The sequence below is a fragment of the Streptomyces sp. NPDC126499 genome (genome assembly GCF_040302485.1).
Lineage (GTDB): Bacteria > Actinomycetota > Actinomycetes > Streptomycetales > Streptomycetaceae > Streptomyces.
The window spans coordinates 98,524-117,334 of sequence record NZ_JBEOUO010000010.1 but is presented as its reverse complement, the minus strand read 5'-3'; the positions used below and the strand labels follow the sequence as shown (position 1 = coordinate 117,334).

Below are 18,811 nucleotides of genomic sequence, written 5' to 3'. Positions count from 1 at the left end.
TCTCGCTGGTCGGTCGCCGCCCCGGCCGCGGGCAGGGGTTTGGATGTTTATGCGGACCAAACCCTACTGGACGCTATTTGGGGTCGCGCGGGGAGGGTGCCCAACGCGCCGTCCGAGTCCCCGAAGGAGTGGACTCCGCCCTTCCGCGGCCGTGGCCCGCGGGGCCGTCCGGGGGTGCGGCGGGCGCGGACGGAGGGCGCGGCCGGGGGTGCGGCGGGGCCGGACGGGCGGCGCGTCCGGAGACGGGGCGGGGCCGGACGGGCGGCGCGTCCGGGGCTTCTGACGGGGGATTACGCGTGCGGGGTTAGCGTGGGCGGATGCCGTACTTCGACGCCGCCTCCGCGGCCCCGCTGCACCCCGTCGCCCGTCAGGCGCTGCTCGCCGCCCTGGACGAGGGCTGGGCCGATCCGGCCCGGCTGTACCGGGAGGGGCGGCGGGCCCGGATGCTGCTCGACGCGGCGCGGGAGGCGGCGGCCGAGGCGGTGGGGTGCCGTGCGGACGAGCTGGTGTTCACTCCTTCGGGGACGCGCGCGGTTCACGCCGGAATCTCCGGGGCGCTCGCGGGGCGTCGGCGTGTCGGGGACCGGCTCGTGGTGTCGGCGGTCGAACACTCCTCCGTGCTGCACGCCGGCGAGGCGCACACGGCGGCCGGGGGCACGGTGACCGAGGTGCCGGTGGGGCGGTCCGGGGCGGTGGACCCGGAGGTCTTCGCGGCCGCGCTCGACTCCCGTACGGCGCTGGCCTGTCTGCAGTCGGCCAACCACGAGGTGGGCACCGAGCAGCCGGTGGCACAGGTCGCGGAGGCGTGCCGGGCGGCCGGGGTGCCGCTGCTGGTGGACGCGGCGCAGTCGCTGGGCTGGGGTCCGGTGCCGGAGGGCTGGTCGCTGCTGGCGGCGAGCGCGCACAAGTGGGGCGGTCCGGCCGGGGTCGGGCTGCTCGCGGTGCGCAAGGGCGTCCGGTTCGCGCCGCAGGGTCCGGCGGACGAGCGGGAGTCGGGGCGGGCGCCCGGTTTCGAGAACCTGCCGGCGATCGTGGCGGCGGCGGCCTCGCTGCGGGCGGTGCGGGCGGAGGCGGCGGCGGAGGCGGCGCGTCTCCGGGATCTGGTGGACCGGATCCGGGTGCGGGTGCCGGAGCTGGTGCCGGACGTGGAGGTGGTGGGCGATCCGGTGCGCCGGCTCCCCCATCTCGTCACCTTCTCCTGTCTCTATGTCGACGGGGAGACGCTGCTGCACGAGCTGGACCGGGAGGGTTTCTCCGTTTCGTCCGGTTCCTCGTGTACGAGTTCGACGCTGACGCCCAGCCATGTGCTGCGGGCCATGGGGGTGCTGAGCGAGGGGAACGTCCGGGTGTCGCTGCCGGCCGGCACGACCGGGGAGGACGTGGACCGCTTCCTGGAGGTGCTGCCCGGTCTGGTCGGGTCCCTGCGGGACCGGCTCGGCGCCCCGGAACCGGCGGCGGCGAGCGGTGCGGCCGAGACGCTCGTGGTCGACTCGCTCGGCAAGCGCTGCCCGATCCCGGTGATCGAGCTGGCCAAGGTGATCGGCCGGGTCCCGGTGGGCGGCACGGTCACGGTGCTGTCGGACGACGAGGCGGCGCGGCTGGACATCCCGGCGTGGTGCGAGATGCGGGGGCAGGAGTACGTGGGCGAGGAGGCGTCGCCGAAGGGCGGCACCGCGTACGTGGTGCGGCGGGTCTCCTGAGGGCCGGCCCCGCGGCGTGCGGGAGCCCCCGGGAACCGCTCCCGGGGGCTCGCGCGTGGCGGGTCAGGCCAGGTGGGCCTGGACCTCGGCGGCGGCCTCGTGGCCGTATGCCTTGGTGAAGCGCTCCATGAAGTTGGTGCGGCGCAGGGTGTACTCCTGGGTGCCCAGGGTCTCGATCACCAGCGTGGCGAGCATGCAGCCGACCTGGGCGGCGCGCTCCAGGCCGACGCCCCAGGACAGACCGGTCAGGAAGCCGGCGCGGAAGGCGTCGCCGACGCCGGTCGGGTCGACCTTGGCCTCCTCCTCGGGGCAGCCGACCTCGATCGGGTCCTCGCCGACGCGCTCGATGCGCACGCCGCGGGAGCCGAGGGTGGTGACGCGGTGGCCGACGCGCTCCAGGATCTCCTGCTCGCTCCAGCCGGTCTTGGACTCGATGAGGCCCTTCTCGTACTCGTTGGAGAAGAGGTAGGTGGCCCCGTCGAGCAGCGTGCGGATCTCCTCGCCGTCCATGCGGGCGATCTGCTGCGAGAAGTCGGCGGCGAAGGGGATCTCGCGGGCGCGGCACTCCTCGGTGTGGCGCAGCATCGCCTCCGGGTCGTCGGCGCCGATGAGGACCAGGTCCAGGCCGCCCACGCGGTCGGCGACGGCCTTCAGCTCGATGAGGCGGGCCTCGCTCATGGCGCCGGTGTAGAAGGAGCCGATCTGGTTGTGGTCCTTGTCGGTGGTGCACACGAAACGGGCGGTGTGCAGGACCTCGGAGATCCGGACCGAGGCGGTGTCGACGCCGTGCCGGTCCAGCCAGGCGCGGTACTCGTCGAAGTCGTAACCGGCCGCACCCACGAGGATCGGGTTGCCACCGAGCTGGCCCATGCCGAAGCAGATGTTCGGGCCGACGCCACCCCGCCGGATGTCGAGGTTGTCGACGAGGAAGGAGAGCGAGACCGTGTGGAGCTGGTCCGCCACGAGCTGGTCGGCGAACCGGCCCGGGAAGGTCATGAGGTGGTCGGTGGCGATGGAGCCGGTGACTGCGATACGCACGGCTGGGACGCTCCTGCGGGGAGGACGGTAATGACAGTTCACGCTACCGGGTGCGAACGCGGATGCCGAACAGCGGAAACTACCCCAGAGTAGGGCTTTTCCCCGGAGCCCGGGCGTGCGTACGGTGCCGCCATGACCCAGTACCCCGCTCCCCGTGAGCCCCAGGAGTCCGAGTTCAGCCTCGCCGAGCTGTGCGGGGACGGTGCGCGGATGGCCCCGCACTGGGTGACTCCGTCCGTACCCGTGACCGCGCCGGTCTCCCCCGCGTTGATCCACGGCGTCGACGTCCCGGCCGATTCGGCCCGGCTGATCGCCGCCACCCCCGAGTACGGGGCCTGACGGGACCCGACGGGACCCGACGGGGCCGGTCGGGCCCGTCGGGCACCGGCTGCGGAACCGAACGGTCCCCGCTCCCGTCCCAGGGGTGTCCTTGGGAAGGAGCATGTGGTGAGCAGTACGGAGATCCGGCCGGAGTCCCGGCCGAAGAGGCGCGGCCCGCTGCTCGTCGCCTCGGTGGCGACGGGTGTGCTCCTCGTGGGCGGCGGAGGCGTGTACTACGCCGCCACGGCGTCCGGGAGCGGCGAGGCGGTACGGGAGGCCCCGGCGGGGCAGGACGCGGCGGCGAAGGGCGGCGACGGCCCGGGGATCGCGCCGGGTGAGCCCGACCCGGGCGGCGGCTCGGGCGGCACCGTCTACCAGGCCAGGGGCCCACTCCCCCAGGGGCCCTCCTCGGCCGCGGTCCACCGGCCCGAGGGCCGGGTCACCTCGGCGGAGGTGACCCGGCTGGCGCGGGCGCTGGGCATCGTGGGCACCCCGCGGCTCGTGGGCGAGGTGTGGCGGCTGGCCCCGGAGAAGGACGGGTCGGGCCTGCGTCTGGACGTCTCGGCGAAGGCGCCGGGCAGCTGGACGCTCAGCCGGCAGGACGGCGGGCCGATCGACGACAGCTGCCTGAAGGGCAAGGCCTGCCCGCCGCCGGGCGAGGCGAAGCCGCCGAGCGGCGGCGGTTCGCCGGTGAGCGAGGCCGCGGCGAAGGCGGCGGTGGCGCCGGTGCTCAAGGCGGTCGGCCAGGACGACGCGAAGCTGGACGCGAGCCAGCTGATGAACGGCTCGGTGCGGGTGGTCAACGCGGACCCGGTGGTGGACGGCCTGCCCACGTACGGCTGGTCGACCGGCCTCCACGTGGGGCCGGACGGCTCGGTGATCGCCGGCAGCGGCCGCCTGAAGGAGCCGGTGAAGGGCGAGTCGCGGCCGGTGGTGGGGGCGCGGCAGGCCCTCGACGCGCTGAACGAGGACGCGAAGGGAGCCGGCTCCGTGGGCATCGGCGGCTGCGCGACGGCCCCGCCGGCGAGCACGGCGGACGGTCCTGACGCGCCCTGCGAGCCGTCGGGCAAGGCCGCCTCGCCGCACGTCGTGGAGGTCACCGGCGCGGTCTTCGGGCTTGCCGCGCAGGACGTGAAGGGCGAGCAGGCGCTCGTACCGGCGTGGCTGTTCCAGGCGCGGGAGAAGCCGGGCGCGAAGCCGTTCACGGTGGTGCGGACGGCGGTGGCCGAGGAGAGCCCGGCGCCGCCCACGGAGTCGAAGGAGCCGGTGCGGCGGATCGACTCGTACCGGACGGAGACGGACGGCCGGAAGCTGTCGGTGACCTTCTGGGGCGGGGTGTGCAGCACGTACACGGTGACCGCCGAGGAGACGCCGGCGAAGGTGCTCGTCCGGGTCACGGAGAAGCCGACCGAGCCGGGCCGGGCCTGCATCATGGTCGCCGTCGAGGTGACGAAGACCGTGGAGCTGCGGCAGCCGCTGGGCGAGCGGCAGGTCGTGGACGGGGCGAGCGGGCAGGCGATCCCGAGGAAGTAGCCGCGCCCGCACGCGGGCGGCGGAACGCGCGAGGGCGGCACCCGGGGTCCGGGTGCCGCCCTCGCGCGTGCGTCAGGTCGTGCCCTGCGGCTTAGCTGAAGCTGTCGCCGCAGGCGCAGGAGCCCGTGGCGTTCGGGTTGTCGATGGTGAAGCCCTGCTTCTCGATGGTGTCGACGAAGTCGATCGACGCGCCGCCCAGGTAGGGAGCGCTCATGCGGTCGGTGACGACCTTGACGCCGCCGAAGTCCTTGACGACGTCGCCGTCGAGCGAGCGCTCGTCGAAGAACAGCTGGTAACGCAGGCCGGAGCAGCCACCGGGCTGAACGGCGACGCGCAGGGCCAGGTCGTCGCGGCCTTCCTGGTCGAGCAGGGCCTTGACCTTGGCCGCGGCGGCGTCGGACAGGAGGATGCCGTCGCTGACAGTGGTCTTCTCGTCCGATACGGACATCTGCTTCTCTCCCGGGTTGGTACGGAGACTGCTTGCCGACGGTTGCAACCGGCGGGGCCGCGGATTCATTCCGGGCCGAGGCGTGTCTTTCCCTTTCATGCTCGCACACCGTGTCCAGCGACGCGGACGGCGAATTCGTCACATCGACACTATGGACATCGTCAAACTGACGTGAACCGGTTATGATAGATAGCGTCATTTCGACGAAAAGGTTTTTCGAGGCTCACCGCAGAAAGGGTGCGTGACGTGACCACCGCCCAGCCCCTGGACGTCCAGCCGACGCCGCTCGCTCTTCTCCTGCTCGGCCGCGAGGCCGACCCGAAGAGCGAGCGCGGCGTGGAGTGCCCCGGCGACCTTCCGTCGCCGTCCGACCCCGACCTGGTGGAGCGCGCCCGCGCCGCCAAGGAGAAGCTCGGGGACAAGGTCTTCGTCCTCGGGCACCACTACCAGCGCGACGAGGTCATCCAGTTCGCGGACGTCACCGGCGACTCCTTCAAGCTCGCCCGCGACGCCGCCGCCAAGCCGGAGGCCGAGTACATCGTCTTCTGCGGCGTGCACTTCATGGCCGAGTCGGCGGACATCCTGACCGGCGACGACCAGAAGGTCGTCCTGCCGGACCTGGCCGCCGGCTGCTCGATGGCCGACATGGCCACCGCCGAGCAGGTCGCCGAGTGCTGGGACGTGCTGACCGAGGCCGGCGTCGCCGAGCAGGTCGTGCCCGTCTCGTACATGAACTCCTCCGCCGACATCAAGGCCTTCACCGGCAAGCACGGCGGCACCATCTGCACCTCGTCCAACGCCAAGAAGGCCCTGGACTGGGCCTTCGAGCAGGGCGAGAAGGTGCTCTTCCTGCCGGACCAGCACCTGGGCCGCAACACCGCCGTCCGCGACATGGGCATGTCCCTGGACGACTGCGTGGTCTACAACCCGCACAAGCCGAACGGCGGCCTGACCGCCGAGGAGCTGCGGGCCGCGAAGATGATCCTGTGGCGGGGCCACTGCTCGGTGCACGGCCGCTTCTCGCTGGACTCGGTCAACGACGTGCGCGAGCGGATCCCGGGCGTCAACGTGCTCGTGCACCCCGAGTGCAAGCACGAGGTCGTCGCCGCCGCCGACTACGTGGGCTCGACGGAGTACATCATCAAGACCCTGGAGGCGGCCCCGGCCGGCTCGAAGTGGGCCATCGGCACCGAGCTGAACCTGGTCCGCCGGCTGGCGAACCGGTTCGCCGACGAGGGCAAGGAGATCGTCTTCCTCGACAAGACGGTCTGCTTCTGCTCGACCATGAACCGGATCGACCTGCCGCACCTGGTGTGGACGCTCGAGTCGCTGGCCGAGGGCAACCTGGTCAACCAGATCCAGGTGGACCGGGAGACCGAGTCCTTCGCCAAGCTGGCGCTCGAGCGGATGCTGGCGCTGCCGTAACGATTCCTCGGTACGGACACGGAAGGGGCGCCCCGCGGACTCGCGGGGCGCCCCTTCGTCATGCCGTCATGCCGTCATGCCGTACGGATCAGGGATCCAGCACGTCCAGCAGCGTCGCGTCCGCCGGCGTGACGTCGGGCTGCTCCGGGTTCACCGTCCCGTCGCCCTTCTTGCCTGCCTTACCTGCCCTGCCTGCCTTGGCGGCCCGCTTCGCCGCCTTCTTCTTCGCGCGCCGCTCCTTGCGGAGTTCCACCATCGCGTAGAGCGTCGGCACGAGCAGCAGCGTCAGCAGCGTCGAGGTGATCAGACCGCCGATCACCACCACGGCCAGCGGCTGCGCGATGAAGCCGCCCTCCCCGGTGACGCCGAGCACCATCGGCAGCAGCGCGAAGATCGTCGCCAGGGCCGTCATCAGGATCGGGCGCAGCCGGTGCCGGCCGCCCTCGATCACCGCTTCGACCACGCCGAGGCCCTGGGCCCGGTACTGGTTGATCAGGTCGATCAGGACGATCGCGTTGGTGACCACGATGCCGATCAGCATCAGCATGCCGATCATCGCCGGGACGCCCATCGCCGTGTCCGTCGCCACGAGGAGGCCGATCGCGCCGGTCGCCGCGAACGGGATGGAGACCAGCAGGATCAGCGGCTGGACCAGCGACCGGAAGGTCGCGACCAGGAGCATGAAGACGATCGCCACGGCCGCCAGCATCGCCAGGGCCATGCTGCTCGCCGCCTCGGCCTGGTCCTCGGAGACACCGCCGATCGAAGCCGTGGCGCCCTCGGGGAGGTCCAGGCCGTCGAGCTTCTTCTGGAGCGCGGCGCTCACCGCGCCGGTGTTGTCGGTGGTCGGCTTGGCCGTGATCGTCGCCGCGCGGGCGCCGTCGATCCGGGTCATGGAGACCGGGCCGGGCACCAGCTCGACGGCGGCGATGTCGCCCAGCCTCACCGGGCCGAGCGGCAGCGCCTTCAGTTCGGCCGGCGTGGTCACCGGCTTCGCCGAGGTGATCAGGACGTCCCGCTCGGTGTCGTCCAGGACGGCCTTGGCGGCCGGAGTGCCGCGCACGGCCTGCGAGACGATCATGCCGAGGGTGGTGGCGTCGAAGCCGGCGTCGGCGGCCCGGTCGTTGGGCCTCACCGAGATCCGGGGCACCGACCGCGACAGGTCGCTCTGTACGTCGGTGACGTCCTTCAGCTCCGCGACCGCCTTCGTGACCTGCTCGGACGCCTTCTTCAGGACCGCCGGGTCACCGGCCTTCACGATCACGCTCAGGTCCTGGCTGCCGAAGCCGTCGCCGGCCGCGAGGGAGGTGTCGCCGATGCCGTCGAGCTTCCCGAGCCCCGCGTCGATGGCGTCGCGCGTCTTCTCGTACGAGGCGGAGTCCTCCAGCGTCACCTGGAAGGAGGCCTGGTTGGCGCCGGTGCCGCCGCCGAAGGCCGCCATGAAGCCGGAGGAGCCGACCGTGACCTGGTAGTCCTTGACGCCCTCGGCGTCGGCGAGGACCTTCTCGACCTTCTTCGCGGCCTCGTCGGAGGCGGCCAGGCTGGTGCCGGGCGCCAGCTTCTGCTTGACGGTGAGGACCCGCTGCTCGCCCTGGTCGAAGAAGTTGGTCTTCAGCAGCGGCCCCATGGCGAAGGTGCCCGCGAGCACCACCAGGGCGATGGCCACGCTGGTGAGGCGGCGCCGGGTCGCGAACCGCAGCACCGGCACGTACGCGCGCTGCAGCCGGCTCCGGCTCTCCTTCTCCTCGGCCAGCCTGCGGGCCTCCTCCGGGTCCTTCGAGGTGCCCTTGGGGGCGCGCAGGAACCAGTACGACAGGACCGGGACCACCGTCAGGGAGACCAGCAGCGAGGCGAGCAGCGCGGCGGTGACGGTCAGCGAGAAGGAGCCGAAGAGCTCGCCGATCATGCCGCCGACCAGGCCGATCGGCAGGAAGACGGCGACGGTGGTGAGGGTGGAGGAGGTGACCGCGCCGGCGACCTCCCGGACGGCGGTCAGGATCGCGGCCCGCCGCTCCTCGCCGTAGCCCAGGTGCCGCTTGATGTTCTCCAGGACCACGATCGAGTCGTCGACGACCCGGCCGATGGCGATGGTGAGCGCGCCGAGGGTCAGCACGTTCAGCGACAGGTCACGGGTCCACAGCACGATCAGGGCGAGGACGACGGAGAGCGGGATGGAGACCGCGGTGACCAGGGTGGAGCGCAGGGAGGCGAGGAAGACCAGGATGACGAGGACGGCCATGACGAGGCCGAGGGCGCCCTCGGTGGTGAGTCCGGAGATCGACTTGGCGACCGCCGGGCCCTGGTCGGAGACGACGGTCAGCTCGGCGCCCGCGCCGAGGTCCCGGCGCAGCTCCGGCAGCTTGTCCTGGACGGCGTCGGAGATGGCGACGGCGCTGCCGTCCTTGTCCATGGTGGCCATCACCGCGAGGCTGGGCCGGCCGTTGGTGCGGGTCAGGGAGACCCGGCCGGACTCCTCCTGCGTCACGGTGGCCACGTCGCCGAGGCGGACCGCCCTGCCCTTCTCGGGCTTGATGCGCAGGTCCTCGATCTGCTTCAGCGAGGTGTAGCCGCCGCCGACCTGGACGGTGCGGCTCTTGCCGGCCTCGGAGAAGGCGCCGGCGGGCATGGTCGCGCCGCCGTTCCTGAGGGCCTCGGCGAGCTTCATGGAGGTCAGACCGGCGGCGGCCAGCTTGCGGTCGTCGGGGGTGACGGAGACCTGGAGGTCCTGCACGCCGTCGACGGTGACCTGGGCGACGCCGTCGATGTCCTCCAGGGCCGGGACGACGGTCCGCTCCAGCTGGTCCGCCAGGGCCTGCTGGTCCTTGTCGGAGGTGACGGCGAGGACGACGGTCGGGATGTCGTCGGTGGAGCCGGCGACCACCTGGGGGTCGACCGTGTCCGGCAGCGTGGCGCGGGCCCGGTTGACCGCCTGCTGGACGTCGGCGACGAGCTGCTTGGTCCCCTCGTCGCCGTAGTCGAAGCTCGCCATGATGACGGCGCTGCCCTCGGAGGCGGTGGACGTGATGCCCTTGATGCCGTCGACGGCCTTGAGGTTGTTCTCCAGCGGCTGGACGACCTGCTTCTCGACCACGTCGGGCGAGGCGCCCTGGTACGGGGCGATGATCGAGACCATCGGAAGCTCGATCGACGGGAACAGCTGCTGCTTCAGCTGCGGTATCGCTATCGCTCCGAAGAGGAGGGCGACGAGGGACATCAGCCCGATCAGGGCCCGTTGCGCGAGGCTGAATCTCGACAGCCAGGACATGGGGACTCGTTTCTGTGGCGTACTCGGCAGACGGGCGACCGGGGCGGGCGGAAGGAGCCCTGGAGGTGCCCGCCTTTACGATCAGCCACGGAATCGGCCGGATCCTCGGCCCCCGGACCCAATTCCTTATGCCGCGCATACCGCGTCTGGAGTACGCCGGGTCCCCGGCTCACTCCACCCTTGGACGTACGAGCCCCGACTCGTAGGCCGTCACCACCAGTTGGGCCCGGTCGCGGGCGCCCAGCTTGGCCATGGTCCGGTTCACATGGGTCTTCACCGTCAGCGGGCTGACGTCGAGCCGCGCGGCGATCTCGTCGTTGGACAGCCCGCCCGCCACCAGGACCAGGACCTCCCGCTCCCGGGCGGTGAGTGCCGCGAGGCGCTCCGCGTACGACGGGGTGGACTCGTCGTCCGGGTCCGTGCCGCCGCCCTGGGCGAGGAAGGTCGCGATCAGGCCCTTGGTGGCCGCCGGCGAGAGCAGGGCCTCGCCCGCGTGCGCGATGCGGATGGCGCCGAGCAGTTCCTCCGGCTCGGCGCCCTTGCCGAGGAAGCCGGAGGCTCCGGCGCGCAGCGACCGCACCACGTACTCGTCGACCTCGAAGGTGGTCAGCATGACGATCCGTACGGCGGAGAGCTCCGGGTCGGCGGTGATCATGCGGGTGGCGGCGAGGCCGTCCGTGCCGGGCATCCGGATGTCCATGAGGACGACGTCCGGCGCGGTGTCCCGGGCCCGGGCCACCGCCTCGGCGCCGTCGGCGGCCTCGGCGACGACCTCCATGTCGGGCTCGGAGTCCACCAGGATCCGGAAGGCGCTGCGGAGCAGGGCCTGGTCGTCGGCGAGCAGCACCCGGATGGGCGGCGCCGTCTCGGTTCCCGTCATGTGTGGTCCTCCCCCGTGCGGCCGGTCACCGGCAGTATCGCCTGCACCCGGAAGCCGCCCCCGTAGCGGGGTGCGGCGGTCAGCGTGCCGCCGAGCGCCGTCACGCGTTCGCGCATCCCGACCAGGCCGTGACCACCGCCGTCGGCCGGGGCGGGCGGGGCCGCCGGGCCGTCGTCGAGGACCGTGATCTCCACCGTGCGGCCCACCCGCAGCACGCTCACCTCGGCGCGCGCGTCCGGACCGGCGTGCTTGCGCACGTTGGTCAGCGCCTCCTGGATGATCCGGTACGCGGCGAGGTCGACGGCGGCCGGCAGGGCGGTGCCGCCGTCGGTGCGGGTCAGCTCGACCGGGAGGCCCGCGTTGCGGAAGGTGGCCAGCAGGTCGTCCAGGACCGCGAGGCCCGACACCGGCTCGGTCGGGGCCTCCGGATCACCCGACTGGCGCAGCAGCCCGACCGTGGCGCGCAGCTCGTCGAGGGCTGAGCGGGAGGCGGCGCGGACGTGGGCCAGGGCCTCCTTCGCCTGGTCGGGGCGCTTGTCCATGACGTGGGCGGCGACACCTGCCTGCACGTTGACCAGGGCGATGTGGTGGGCGACGACGTCGTGGAGGTCGCGGGCGATCCGCAGCCGCTCCTCGGCGACCCGCCGCCGGGCCTCCTCCTCGCGGGTGCGCTCGGCCCGTTCGGCCCGTTCCCGGATGGCGTCCACGAACGCGCGGCGGCTGCGCACCGCGTCCCCGGCCGCCGCGGCCATCCCGGTCCAGGCGAAGACGCCCAGGTTCTCCTGCGCGTACCAGGGCGTGGGGCCGAAGACCATGGCGGCGCAGGTCACCACGGCCATGGTGGCGAGTCCGAGCCGCCAGGTGGTGGGCCGGTCGGTGCGGGAGGCGACGGTGTAGAGGGCGATGACGGCGCTCATCGCGACCGGTGCGGGGCGCTCCTCGCCGACGAGGCCGACCAGACAGACGGTGACGGTGAGGGCGAGCACCGGGATCGGGTACCGGCGGCGGAACACCAGGGCGAGCGCCCCGAGCAGCATGAGCACGACGCCGGTGGCGGTGGGGGCCCGGTCGCCGAAGGTGGGGCCGTTGGGGCTGCCGTGCGGGTCCGCGAAGGAGCCGGTGATCATGCAGACGAGCACGAGGAACGCGAGCCCCGCGTCGAAGGCGAGGCGGTGGTTCCGAAGCCAGTGGCGGGTTCGGGCGAGGGGGGCGCCGGTGGTCGTCACAGGACGGAACGGTACGGGGTTCTGGGGGCGGGCCGGAGCTGGGCCGGAGCCGGGCCGGGGACAGGACCGGTACGGGGCCCGGCACCGGGTCGGAGCCAGGCCGGGTCCGGGAACGGCGCCGCCCCGCCTCCCGGGCGGGGGGCGGGGCGGCGGGAGCCGTCGGGGGCGGGCCCGGGACCGACGGGGCCGTCAGCCCGGGATCAGGCCGTTGTCGGAGAGCATCTCGCGGACCTCGTCGAGGGTCGCGTCAGGGGCCGGAAGGATCAGTTCGGAGGGCTCCAGGGAGTCGTCCGGGAGCGGTTCGCCCAGCTCGCGGACCTTGTCGAGCAGGGCGTGCAGCGTGCGGCGGAAGCCCGCCTCGTCGCCCGATTCCATCTCCCCCAGGAGTTCCTCGTCGAGCCGGTTGAGCTCGGCGAAGTGACTGTCGGCCAGCGTGCACTGGCCCTCCCCCATGATCCGTACGATCATGACGCGTCCTTGGCTGTCGGTTACCGCTCGTCCACTGCTTGTCTACTGCTTGTCGAAACGCGGGTGGGACTGCTGCTGGTTCTGGTTCTGGTTCTGGCCGGTGCCGCCTTCGAGGGCCTGCTGCTGCGCGCTGGGCCCTCCCGCGAGCTCGGCCTTCATCCGCTGGAGCTCCAGCTCCACGTCCGTACCGCCGGAGAGCCGGTCGAGCTCGGCCTGGATGTCGTCCTTGGCCAGGCCCGACTGGTCGTCGAGGGCGCCGGAGGCGAGCAGCTCGTCGATCGCGCCGGCCCGCGCCTGGAGCTGGGCCGTCTTGTCCTCGGCGCGCTGGATCGCCACGCCGACGTCGCTCATCTCCTCCGAGATGCCGGAGAAGGACTCGGCGATCCGGGTCTGCGCCTGGGCCGCCGTGTACGTGGCCTTGATGGTCTCCTTCTTCGTGCGGAAGGCGTCGACCTTGGCCTGGAGCCGCTGGGCCGCCAGGGTGAGTTTCTCCTCCTCGCCCTGCAGGGTCTGGTGCTGCACCTCCAGGTCGCTCACCTGCTGCTGCAGCGCCGCCCGGCGGGACAGCGCCTCGCGGGCCAGGTCCTCGCGGCCGAGCGCCAGCGCCTTGCGGCCCTGGTCCTCCAGCTTGGCGGACTGGCCCTGGAGCTGGTTCAGCTGCAGTTCGAGGCGCTTGCGGGACGTCGCCACGTCGGCGACACCACGGCGCACCTTCTGCAGCAGCTCCAGCTGCTTCTGGTAGGAGTAATCGAGGGTCTCGCGCGGATCCTCGGCCCGGTCGAGGGCCTTGTTTGCCTTCGCGCGGAAGATCATCCCCATACGCTTCATGACACCGCTCATGGGCTTCGCGCGCCCCCTTCTGACGGACTCGGCTCCAGCTCTCCAACATGAACCACAGTACGGTTCCCACCTCCATTACCGCACTGTTCGGGGCCCGATGTGCTCCTCCCCAAGGACGAGTGGAGACCCGGCCCCCTCCGGCCCAGGGAGTAGACGAACCCCGGGTTCGTACCCGGTCAGACGCACGCTGTTAGCGGATCGTTCCCGCCGACGCTGGGGTCCATGCCCGGCACCACGTACGCTTGGCGTTGTGTTCCGTAGCCGTTCGAAGGATGAGAAGGCCCCCACCGAAAAGGTGACGGCGGACCTCTCCAAGCAGCCCCGCGACCCCGAGGCCCCCAAGGGCCGCCCGACCCCCAAGAGGAGCGAGGCACAGACCCAGCGCCGCCGCGCACAGACCGCGCCGCTGGACCGCAAGGAGGCCATGAAGCGCCAGCGCGAGGCCCGCCGCGCGGAGCTCGCCCGCCAGCGCGAGGCCCTGGCCGGCGGTGACGAGCGCTATCTGCCGGTCCGCGACAAGGGTCCGGTGCGGCGCTTCGTCCGCGACTTCGTCGACTCCCGGTTCGCCGTCGCCGAGTTCTTCCTGCCGATGGCCGTGGTGATCCTCGTGCTGTCGCTGTTCGGCAACACCAACCCCTCCCTGCAGAACATCTCGCTGCTGCTGTGGGCCGGTGTGATCGTCATGATCGTCATCGACTCGATCGGTCTCTCGATCCGGCTGCGCAAGCAGCTGAACGAGCGGTTCCCGAACGAGTCGAAGCGCGGCGCGGTCGCGTACGGCCTGATGCGCACGCTCCAGATGCGCCGGCTGCGGCTGCCCAAGCCGCAGGTCAAGCGCGGAGAGCGGCCCTGAGCGCCGACTCCGGTCAGGGTGAGGTGCTGCCCATGGTCGGCCATTGGCCGGTCGTGCCCGGCGGGCTGCGCGACACCGTCCGTCAGGAACTGATCGCGCGCCAGCTGGACGAGCAGATAGCCGGCCGTTATCCCGTGGGGCAGCGGCTGCGCATCCTCGACGCCGGCATGGGCCAGGGCACCCAGGCCCTGCGCCTGGCCCGCGCCGGGCACACCGTGACCGGTCTGGAGGCCGACCCCGAGCTGCTGAAGGCGGCCCGCGACTCGCTGGCGACCGAACCCGCCGGCATCCGCGAACGGGTCCGCCTGATCGAGGGCGACGGGCGCGAGACCGGCGTGCACTTCCTGCCCGGCAGCTTCGACATCGTCCTGTGCCACGGCGTGCTGATGTACGCCGACGAGCCCGACGCGCTGCTCGCCGGCCTCGCCCGCATGCTCGCCCCCGGCGGGCTGCTGTCCCTGGTGGTACGGAACGCCGAGGCGCTGGCCATGCGGCCGGGCCTCGCCGGGGACTGGTCCGGGGCGCTCTCCGCCTTCGACTCGGACGTGTACGAGGACGGCGCCGGTGCGAAGGTGCGGGCCGACCGGCTCGACGCGCTCACCTCCACGCTCGCCGGGATCGCGGCGCCGCTGCACGCCTGGTACGGGGTGCGGGTCTTCACCGACACGATCCCCGGCGACGTGGGCCTGCCGGCCGCCGACGAGCTCGAACGCCTGCTGGCCGCCGAGGACCGGGCGGGGCGGACCGACCCGTACCGGCGGATCGCGGGTCTGCTGCATCTGTGCGGGGTACGGGGCTGAAGCGGCCGGCCCTGAGGGCCGCGCCGCCCTGAGGGGCCGGTCAGGTCCCCCCTGTTCGGGTGCCTTCACCGAGGCGCGGCGGGCGGGCGGCACGGAGACTGCGGACATGAGACGCCTCCTGCTCCCCCTCGCCGCCGGAGCCGCGGCCCTCGCCCTGGCCGGCGGCTGTGCCCCGGGCTCCGCGCCCCGGGCCGAGCGGTCCACCCAGGCCGCGGCCCCGCTCGTGTCCAACGAGCTCCAGGACGACTACCAGACCGTGATCAGGGACGTACTGCCGTCGGTGGTCCAGATCGACGCCTCGGAGAGCCTGGGCTCCGGTGTCGTCTACGACGACAAGGGGCACATCGTCACCAACGCGCACGTCGTCGGCCAGGAGCGGTCCTTCCGGGTCACCGCGGCGACCGGCGGCCAGCCCCTGACGGCGCGGCTGGTCGCGGCCTATCCCCAGCAGGACCTCGCCGTGATCCGGCTGGACAGGGCGCCACAGGGGCTCAAGCCGGCGCGGTTCGGGGACTCGTCCAAGGTCGACATGGGGCAGATCGTCCTGGCCATGGGCTCGCCGCTCGGTCTGTCCGGCAGCGTCACCCAGGGCATCGTCTCGGCGACCGGCCGCACGGTCAGCGAGGGCCGCAGGGGCGGCGGGACGGGCGCGACCATCGCCAACATGGTGCAGACCTCCGCCGCGATCAACCCGGGGAACAGCGGGGGCGCGCTCGTCAACCTGGACGGCGAGGTCATCGGCATCCCCACGCTGGCGGCGACGGACCCGGAGCTCGGCGGCGGCTCGGCGCCGGGGATCGGCTTCGCGATCCCGGCGTCGATGGTGCGGACCGTGGCCGACCAGATCATCAGGACCGGCAAGGTGACGGACTCGGGGCGGGCCGCGCTCAACATCACGGGCCGCACGGTCCTGGACGACGACTACCGGCCGGCCGGCGTCGCGATCGTGGAGGCGGCGCCGAACGGGGCGGCGGCGAAGGCGGGCCTGCGGGCGGGCGATGTCATCACCCGGGTCGCGGACGATCCGATCACCACGATCACCTCGCTGGCCGAGGCACTGGCCGACCGCAAGCCCGGTGACAAGGTGACGGTGGTCTTCACGCGCGGGACGCGGGAGGACAAGGCCGAGGTGACGCTGGGCGAGATCTAGGGCCGCCTTTCTCGCGGACCTGCGCGGGGACCGGCCTCGGGCGGCGGCCGGGAGGTGCGGCGCGGGGGCCGGCCTCGGGCGCGGGCGCGGGGGCCGGCCTCGGGCGGCGGCCGGGAGGTGCGGCGCGGGGACCGGCCTCGGGCGGCCCCCGCGTCCGTGGGCCGGCGGCCCCCGCGCCCGTCGTTCTTACCTCTGGCCCTCTAGCCCTCCGCGTCCAGCGGCATCGGGCCGTAGATCTTCGTACCGTCCTCGGACAGGGTCACCTGGTCCGCGCCGCCGTCCAGGAGGTCGCGCCAGTGCTCACCGAGCCAGGATTCCGCGTCGCCCTGGGTGGTGAACTCCTCGGGGGTCACCGACGGGGTGACCTCGGTGCCGTCGGACTTCTCGAACCGCCACGTCCATGCCATGTCCGCCTCCGGATGATCGGTTTCCTGCCCGCAGCGTAGCCGGGCGCGCACCCCTCGCGGTGACGCGGGAGGATCTGAGCGTGGAACTGACACTGCTCGGCACCGGCGCGCCTCTCGGACTCCCCCGCCCCGGCTGCCCCTGCGCCGTGTGCGCGCTGTCCCGTGGGGAGCGGGCGCGGGCCGCGACCTCGCTGCTCGTGGACGGAGCCCTGCTGCTGGATCTGACGCCCGGGGCCGCGCTCGCGGCGGCCCGTTCGGGGCACTCGCTGGTCGGGGTGCGGCAGGTCCTGCTGACGCATCCGCACGACGGGCCCGCCGTGGAGGTGCCGGCGGGGCTGCCGACGGCCGGCCGGGTGCCGGACGGGCGGGAGCTGACGCTGATCAGCGGGCACACGGTCCGGGCGGTGCCGATGGACGCGCCGGGCACGGGGTACGAGGTGACCTCGGCGGACGGGGAGCGGTTGCTGTACCTGCCGCCGGGCGGCGCTCCCGCGGGCCTCGCCGACGAGCGGCGCGAGCCGTACGACATGGTGGTGGCGGACGTCGTGGGGCGGCCGGACGGGCTCGCGCGGCTGCGGGCGAGCGGGGCGGTCGGGGCGGGTACGGACGTGGTCGCCGTCCATCTGGACCATGACGCTCCGACGGGTGCCGAGCTGGACCGCCGGCTCGCGGCGGCGGGGGCGCGGGCGGTGCCGGACGGGACGACGCTGTACGTCGGCGAGTACCACGCCGTACCGGACGTGCCGCGGCGGACGCTGGTGACGGGCGGGGCGAGGTCGGGCAAGTCGGTGGAGGCCGAGCGGCGTCTCGAGACCTTTCCCGAGGTGCTGTACGTGGCGACGAGCGGCAGCCGGGAGGGCGATCCGGAGTGGGCGCACCGGGTGGGCCTGCACCGGGAGCGGCGGCCGGGCTCGTGGCGGACGGCGGAGACCTGTGATCTCGTGCCGCTCCTTCGGGAAGAGGGGCCCGCGCTGCTGATCGACTGTCTGTCGCTGTGGCTGACGGACGCCATGGACCGGGTCGGGGCGTGGGACGACGAGCGGTGGGAGGGCGGTGGCCGGGAGGCGCTGGCCGCGCGGGTCGCGGAGCTGGTGGCGGCGGTGCGGGCGACGAGCCGCACGGTGGTGGCGGTGACGAACGAGACGGGGTCGGGGGTGGTTCCGGCGACGGCGGCGGGGCGGCGGTTCCGGGACGAGCTGGGGCGGCTGAACGCGGCCTTCGGGGACGAGTGCGAGCAGGTGGTCCTGGTGGTGGCCGGGCAGGCGCTGGTGCTGCGCGGGTAGGGTGCGAGCCCCATGACCGTTGGCCCCAAGACTGTGTGATGCGTAGGTGGAACCCATCGTGAACCTCGACGACTTCTCCGATCTGATCGAGCGCCCCGACGGGGGGACACGGCGTGACGCCGAGGAGCGCCGGGCGCGGCTCGCGGTGCGGCCGGGTGCGCTCGGGCGGCTCGACGAGCTGGGCGAGTGGCTGGCGGCGGCCCAGGGCGCGGTGCCGGTGCGGCCGGTGGAGCAGCCGAAGGTGGTGCTGTTCGCGGGCGACCACGGGGTGGCCTCGCTCGGGGTGTCCGGGCGGGCGGCGGGCGGCGCGTACGAGCTGGTGCGGGCGGTGCTGGAGGGGGCGAGCCCCGTGGCGGTGCTCGCGCGGGCGCAGCAGGTGCCGGTGCGGGTGGTGGACGCGGGTCTGGACTGCGATCCGGAGCTGCTTCCGGCGGAGGTGACGCGGCGGCGGGTGCGGCGCGGTTCGGGGCGCATCGACGTGGAGAACGCGCTCACGGTGGAGGAGGCGCGGGCGGCTCTGGAGCTGGGCGTCGCCGTCGCCGACGAGGAGGCCGACTCGGGGACCGACCTCGTGGTGCTCGGGGACGTCAGCGTGGGCGGTACGACGCCGGCGTCGACGCTGATCGCGGCGCTGTGCGGCACGGACGCCTCGGTGGTGACCGGGCGGGGCGGCGCCGGGATCGACGACCTGGCGTGGATGCGCAAGTGCGCGGCGATCCGGGACGCGCTGCGCCGGGCGCGGCCGGTCCTCGGGGACCAGCTGGAGCTGCTCGCGGCGGTGGGCGGCGCGGACCTGGCGGCGATGACCGGGTTCCTGCTGCAGTGCTCGGTGCGGCGGCTGCCGGTGGTCCTGGACGGTGTGGTGGGCGCGGCCTGTGCGCTGGTGGCGCAGCGGGCGGCGTTCCGGGCGCCGGACTGGTGGCTGGCGGGTCAGGTGAGCGGGGAGCCGGCGCAGGCGAAGGCGCTGGACCGGATGGCGCTCAACCCTCTGCTCGACCACGGCGTCACTGTGGGCGAGGGAACCGGGGCGTTGCTCGCGCTTCCGCTCGTCCGAGCCGCCGCCGCGCTGGCGGCGGAGCTGCCGGAAGTGACCGTTCCGGACGCTGTGGCGGCCGAGGAGAGCTGAGCGAAGAGGATCACGGCACCGGGTGCGACGCGCGAGCGCCGCATCCGG

General features: G+C 73.1%; 17 protein-coding genes. 9 read left to right on the top strand and 8 right to left on the bottom strand.

What is annotated here, in order from left to right:
* Window positions 1–317: 317 nt before the first annotated feature.
* Window positions 318–1,700: an aminotransferase class V-fold PLP-dependent enzyme gene (locus ABTZ91_RS17195; protein WP_352077982.1), complete on the top strand. Its 1,383-nt coding sequence runs from the start codon at window positions 318–320 to the stop codon at window positions 1,698–1,700.
* Between the two features lie 63 nt (window positions 1,701–1,763).
* On the opposite strand, the gene ABTZ91_RS17190 is transcribed toward ABTZ91_RS17195, so the two are convergent.
* On the bottom strand, window positions 1,764–2,738 hold the full coding sequence (locus ABTZ91_RS17190) for a carbohydrate kinase family protein (RefSeq protein ID WP_352077981.1): 975 nt from the start codon (window positions 2,736–2,738) through the stop codon (window positions 1,764–1,766).
* A gap of 132 nt (window positions 2,739–2,870) precedes the next feature.
* Between ABTZ91_RS17190 and ABTZ91_RS17185 the strand changes: the two genes are divergently transcribed.
* Window positions 2,871–3,077: a hypothetical protein gene (locus ABTZ91_RS17185; protein WP_352077980.1), complete on the top strand. Its 207-nt coding sequence runs from the start codon at window positions 2,871–2,873 to the stop codon at window positions 3,075–3,077.
* A gap of 108 nt (window positions 3,078–3,185) precedes the next feature.
* Window positions 3,186–4,592: a hypothetical protein gene (locus ABTZ91_RS17180; protein WP_352077979.1), complete on the top strand. Its 1,407-nt coding sequence runs from the start codon at window positions 3,186–3,188 to the stop codon at window positions 4,590–4,592.
* 91 nt (window positions 4,593–4,683) lie between these two features.
* On the opposite strand, the gene ABTZ91_RS17175 is transcribed toward ABTZ91_RS17180, so the two are convergent.
* Complete coding sequence (locus ABTZ91_RS17175; protein WP_019885637.1) at window positions 4,684–5,040, bottom strand: iron-sulfur cluster assembly accessory protein; 357 nt, start codon at window positions 5,038–5,040, stop codon at window positions 4,684–4,686.
* A gap of 237 nt (window positions 5,041–5,277) precedes the next feature.
* Between ABTZ91_RS17175 and nadA the strand changes: the two genes are divergently transcribed.
* Window positions 5,278–6,465, top strand: a complete 1,188-nt coding sequence (nadA, locus tag ABTZ91_RS17170) for a quinolinate synthase NadA (protein WP_352077978.1) — start codon at window positions 5,278–5,280, stop codon at window positions 6,463–6,465.
* 88 nt (window positions 6,466–6,553) lie between these two features.
* Here the strand turns inward: nadA and ABTZ91_RS17165 are convergent, their stop codons facing one another.
* From ABTZ91_RS17165 to ABTZ91_RS17145, 5 genes are all read right to left on the bottom strand, one after another.
* Window positions 6,554–9,730 carry an efflux RND transporter permease subunit gene (locus ABTZ91_RS17165; RefSeq protein ID WP_352077977.1) on the bottom strand — a complete coding sequence of 1,059 codons (3,177 nt, stop codon included), beginning with the start codon at window positions 9,728–9,730 and terminating at the stop codon, window positions 6,554–6,556.
* Between the two features lie 169 nt (window positions 9,731–9,899).
* Window positions 9,900–10,610 (bottom strand): response regulator transcription factor, encoded by a 711-nt coding sequence (locus ABTZ91_RS17160; protein ID WP_352077976.1) that lies wholly within the window; start codon window positions 10,608–10,610, stop codon window positions 9,900–9,902.
* Entirely contained in the window at window positions 10,607–11,836 is a 1,230-nt protein-coding gene (locus ABTZ91_RS17155; RefSeq protein WP_352077975.1) for a histidine kinase, read from the bottom strand. The genes ABTZ91_RS17160 and ABTZ91_RS17155 overlap by 4 nt, the downstream gene beginning before the upstream one ends.
* 189 nt (window positions 11,837–12,025) lie before the next feature.
* Window positions 12,026–12,304, bottom strand: coding sequence for a PspA-associated protein PspAA (gene pspAA / locus ABTZ91_RS17150; protein ID WP_352077974.1), 279 nt, complete (start codon window positions 12,302–12,304; stop codon window positions 12,026–12,028).
* Window positions 12,305–12,346: 42 nt separating this feature from the next.
* Window positions 12,347–13,144: a PspA/IM30 family protein gene (locus ABTZ91_RS17145; RefSeq protein ID WP_352077973.1), complete on the bottom strand. Its 798-nt coding sequence runs from the start codon at window positions 13,142–13,144 to the stop codon at window positions 12,347–12,349.
* A gap of 250 nt (window positions 13,145–13,394) precedes the next feature.
* Here ABTZ91_RS17145 and ABTZ91_RS17140 point away from each other — a divergent pair, with 250 nt between their 5' ends.
* The 3 genes from ABTZ91_RS17140 (at window position 13,395) to ABTZ91_RS17130 (ending at window position 15,947) form a co-directional block, all read left to right on the top strand.
* On the top strand, window positions 13,395–13,997 hold the full coding sequence (locus tag ABTZ91_RS17140; RefSeq protein ID WP_352077972.1) for a DUF3043 domain-containing protein: 603 nt from the start codon (window positions 13,395–13,397) through the stop codon (window positions 13,995–13,997).
* Between the two features lie 32 nt (window positions 13,998–14,029).
* Entirely contained in the window at window positions 14,030–14,797 is a 768-nt protein-coding gene (locus tag ABTZ91_RS17135; protein WP_352077971.1) for a methyltransferase domain-containing protein, read from the top strand.
* 106 nt (window positions 14,798–14,903) lie between these two features.
* Window positions 14,904–15,947 (top strand): trypsin-like peptidase domain-containing protein, encoded by a 1,044-nt coding sequence (locus tag ABTZ91_RS17130; protein ID WP_352077970.1) that lies wholly within the window; start codon window positions 14,904–14,906, stop codon window positions 15,945–15,947.
* A gap of 200 nt (window positions 15,948–16,147) precedes the next feature.
* On the opposite strand, the gene ABTZ91_RS17125 is transcribed toward ABTZ91_RS17130, so the two are convergent.
* The gene (locus tag ABTZ91_RS17125) at window positions 16,148–16,354 is read right to left on the bottom strand and encodes a hypothetical protein (RefSeq protein WP_345489061.1); all 207 of its coding nucleotides are present in this window, start codon (window positions 16,352–16,354) and stop codon (window positions 16,148–16,150) included.
* An 80-nt stretch (window positions 16,355–16,434) separates the two neighbouring features.
* Between ABTZ91_RS17125 and ABTZ91_RS17120 the strand changes: the two genes are divergently transcribed.
* Window positions 16,435–17,637: a bifunctional adenosylcobinamide kinase/adenosylcobinamide-phosphate guanylyltransferase gene (locus ABTZ91_RS17120; RefSeq protein ID WP_352077969.1), complete on the top strand. Its 1,203-nt coding sequence runs from the start codon at window positions 16,435–16,437 to the stop codon at window positions 17,635–17,637.
* A 58-nt stretch (window positions 17,638–17,695) separates the two neighbouring features.
* On the top strand, window positions 17,696–18,763 hold the full coding sequence (gene cobT, locus ABTZ91_RS17115) for a nicotinate-nucleotide--dimethylbenzimidazole phosphoribosyltransferase (RefSeq protein ID WP_352078148.1): 1,068 nt from the start codon (window positions 17,696–17,698) through the stop codon (window positions 18,761–18,763).
* Window positions 18,764–18,811: the final 48 nt, after the last annotated feature.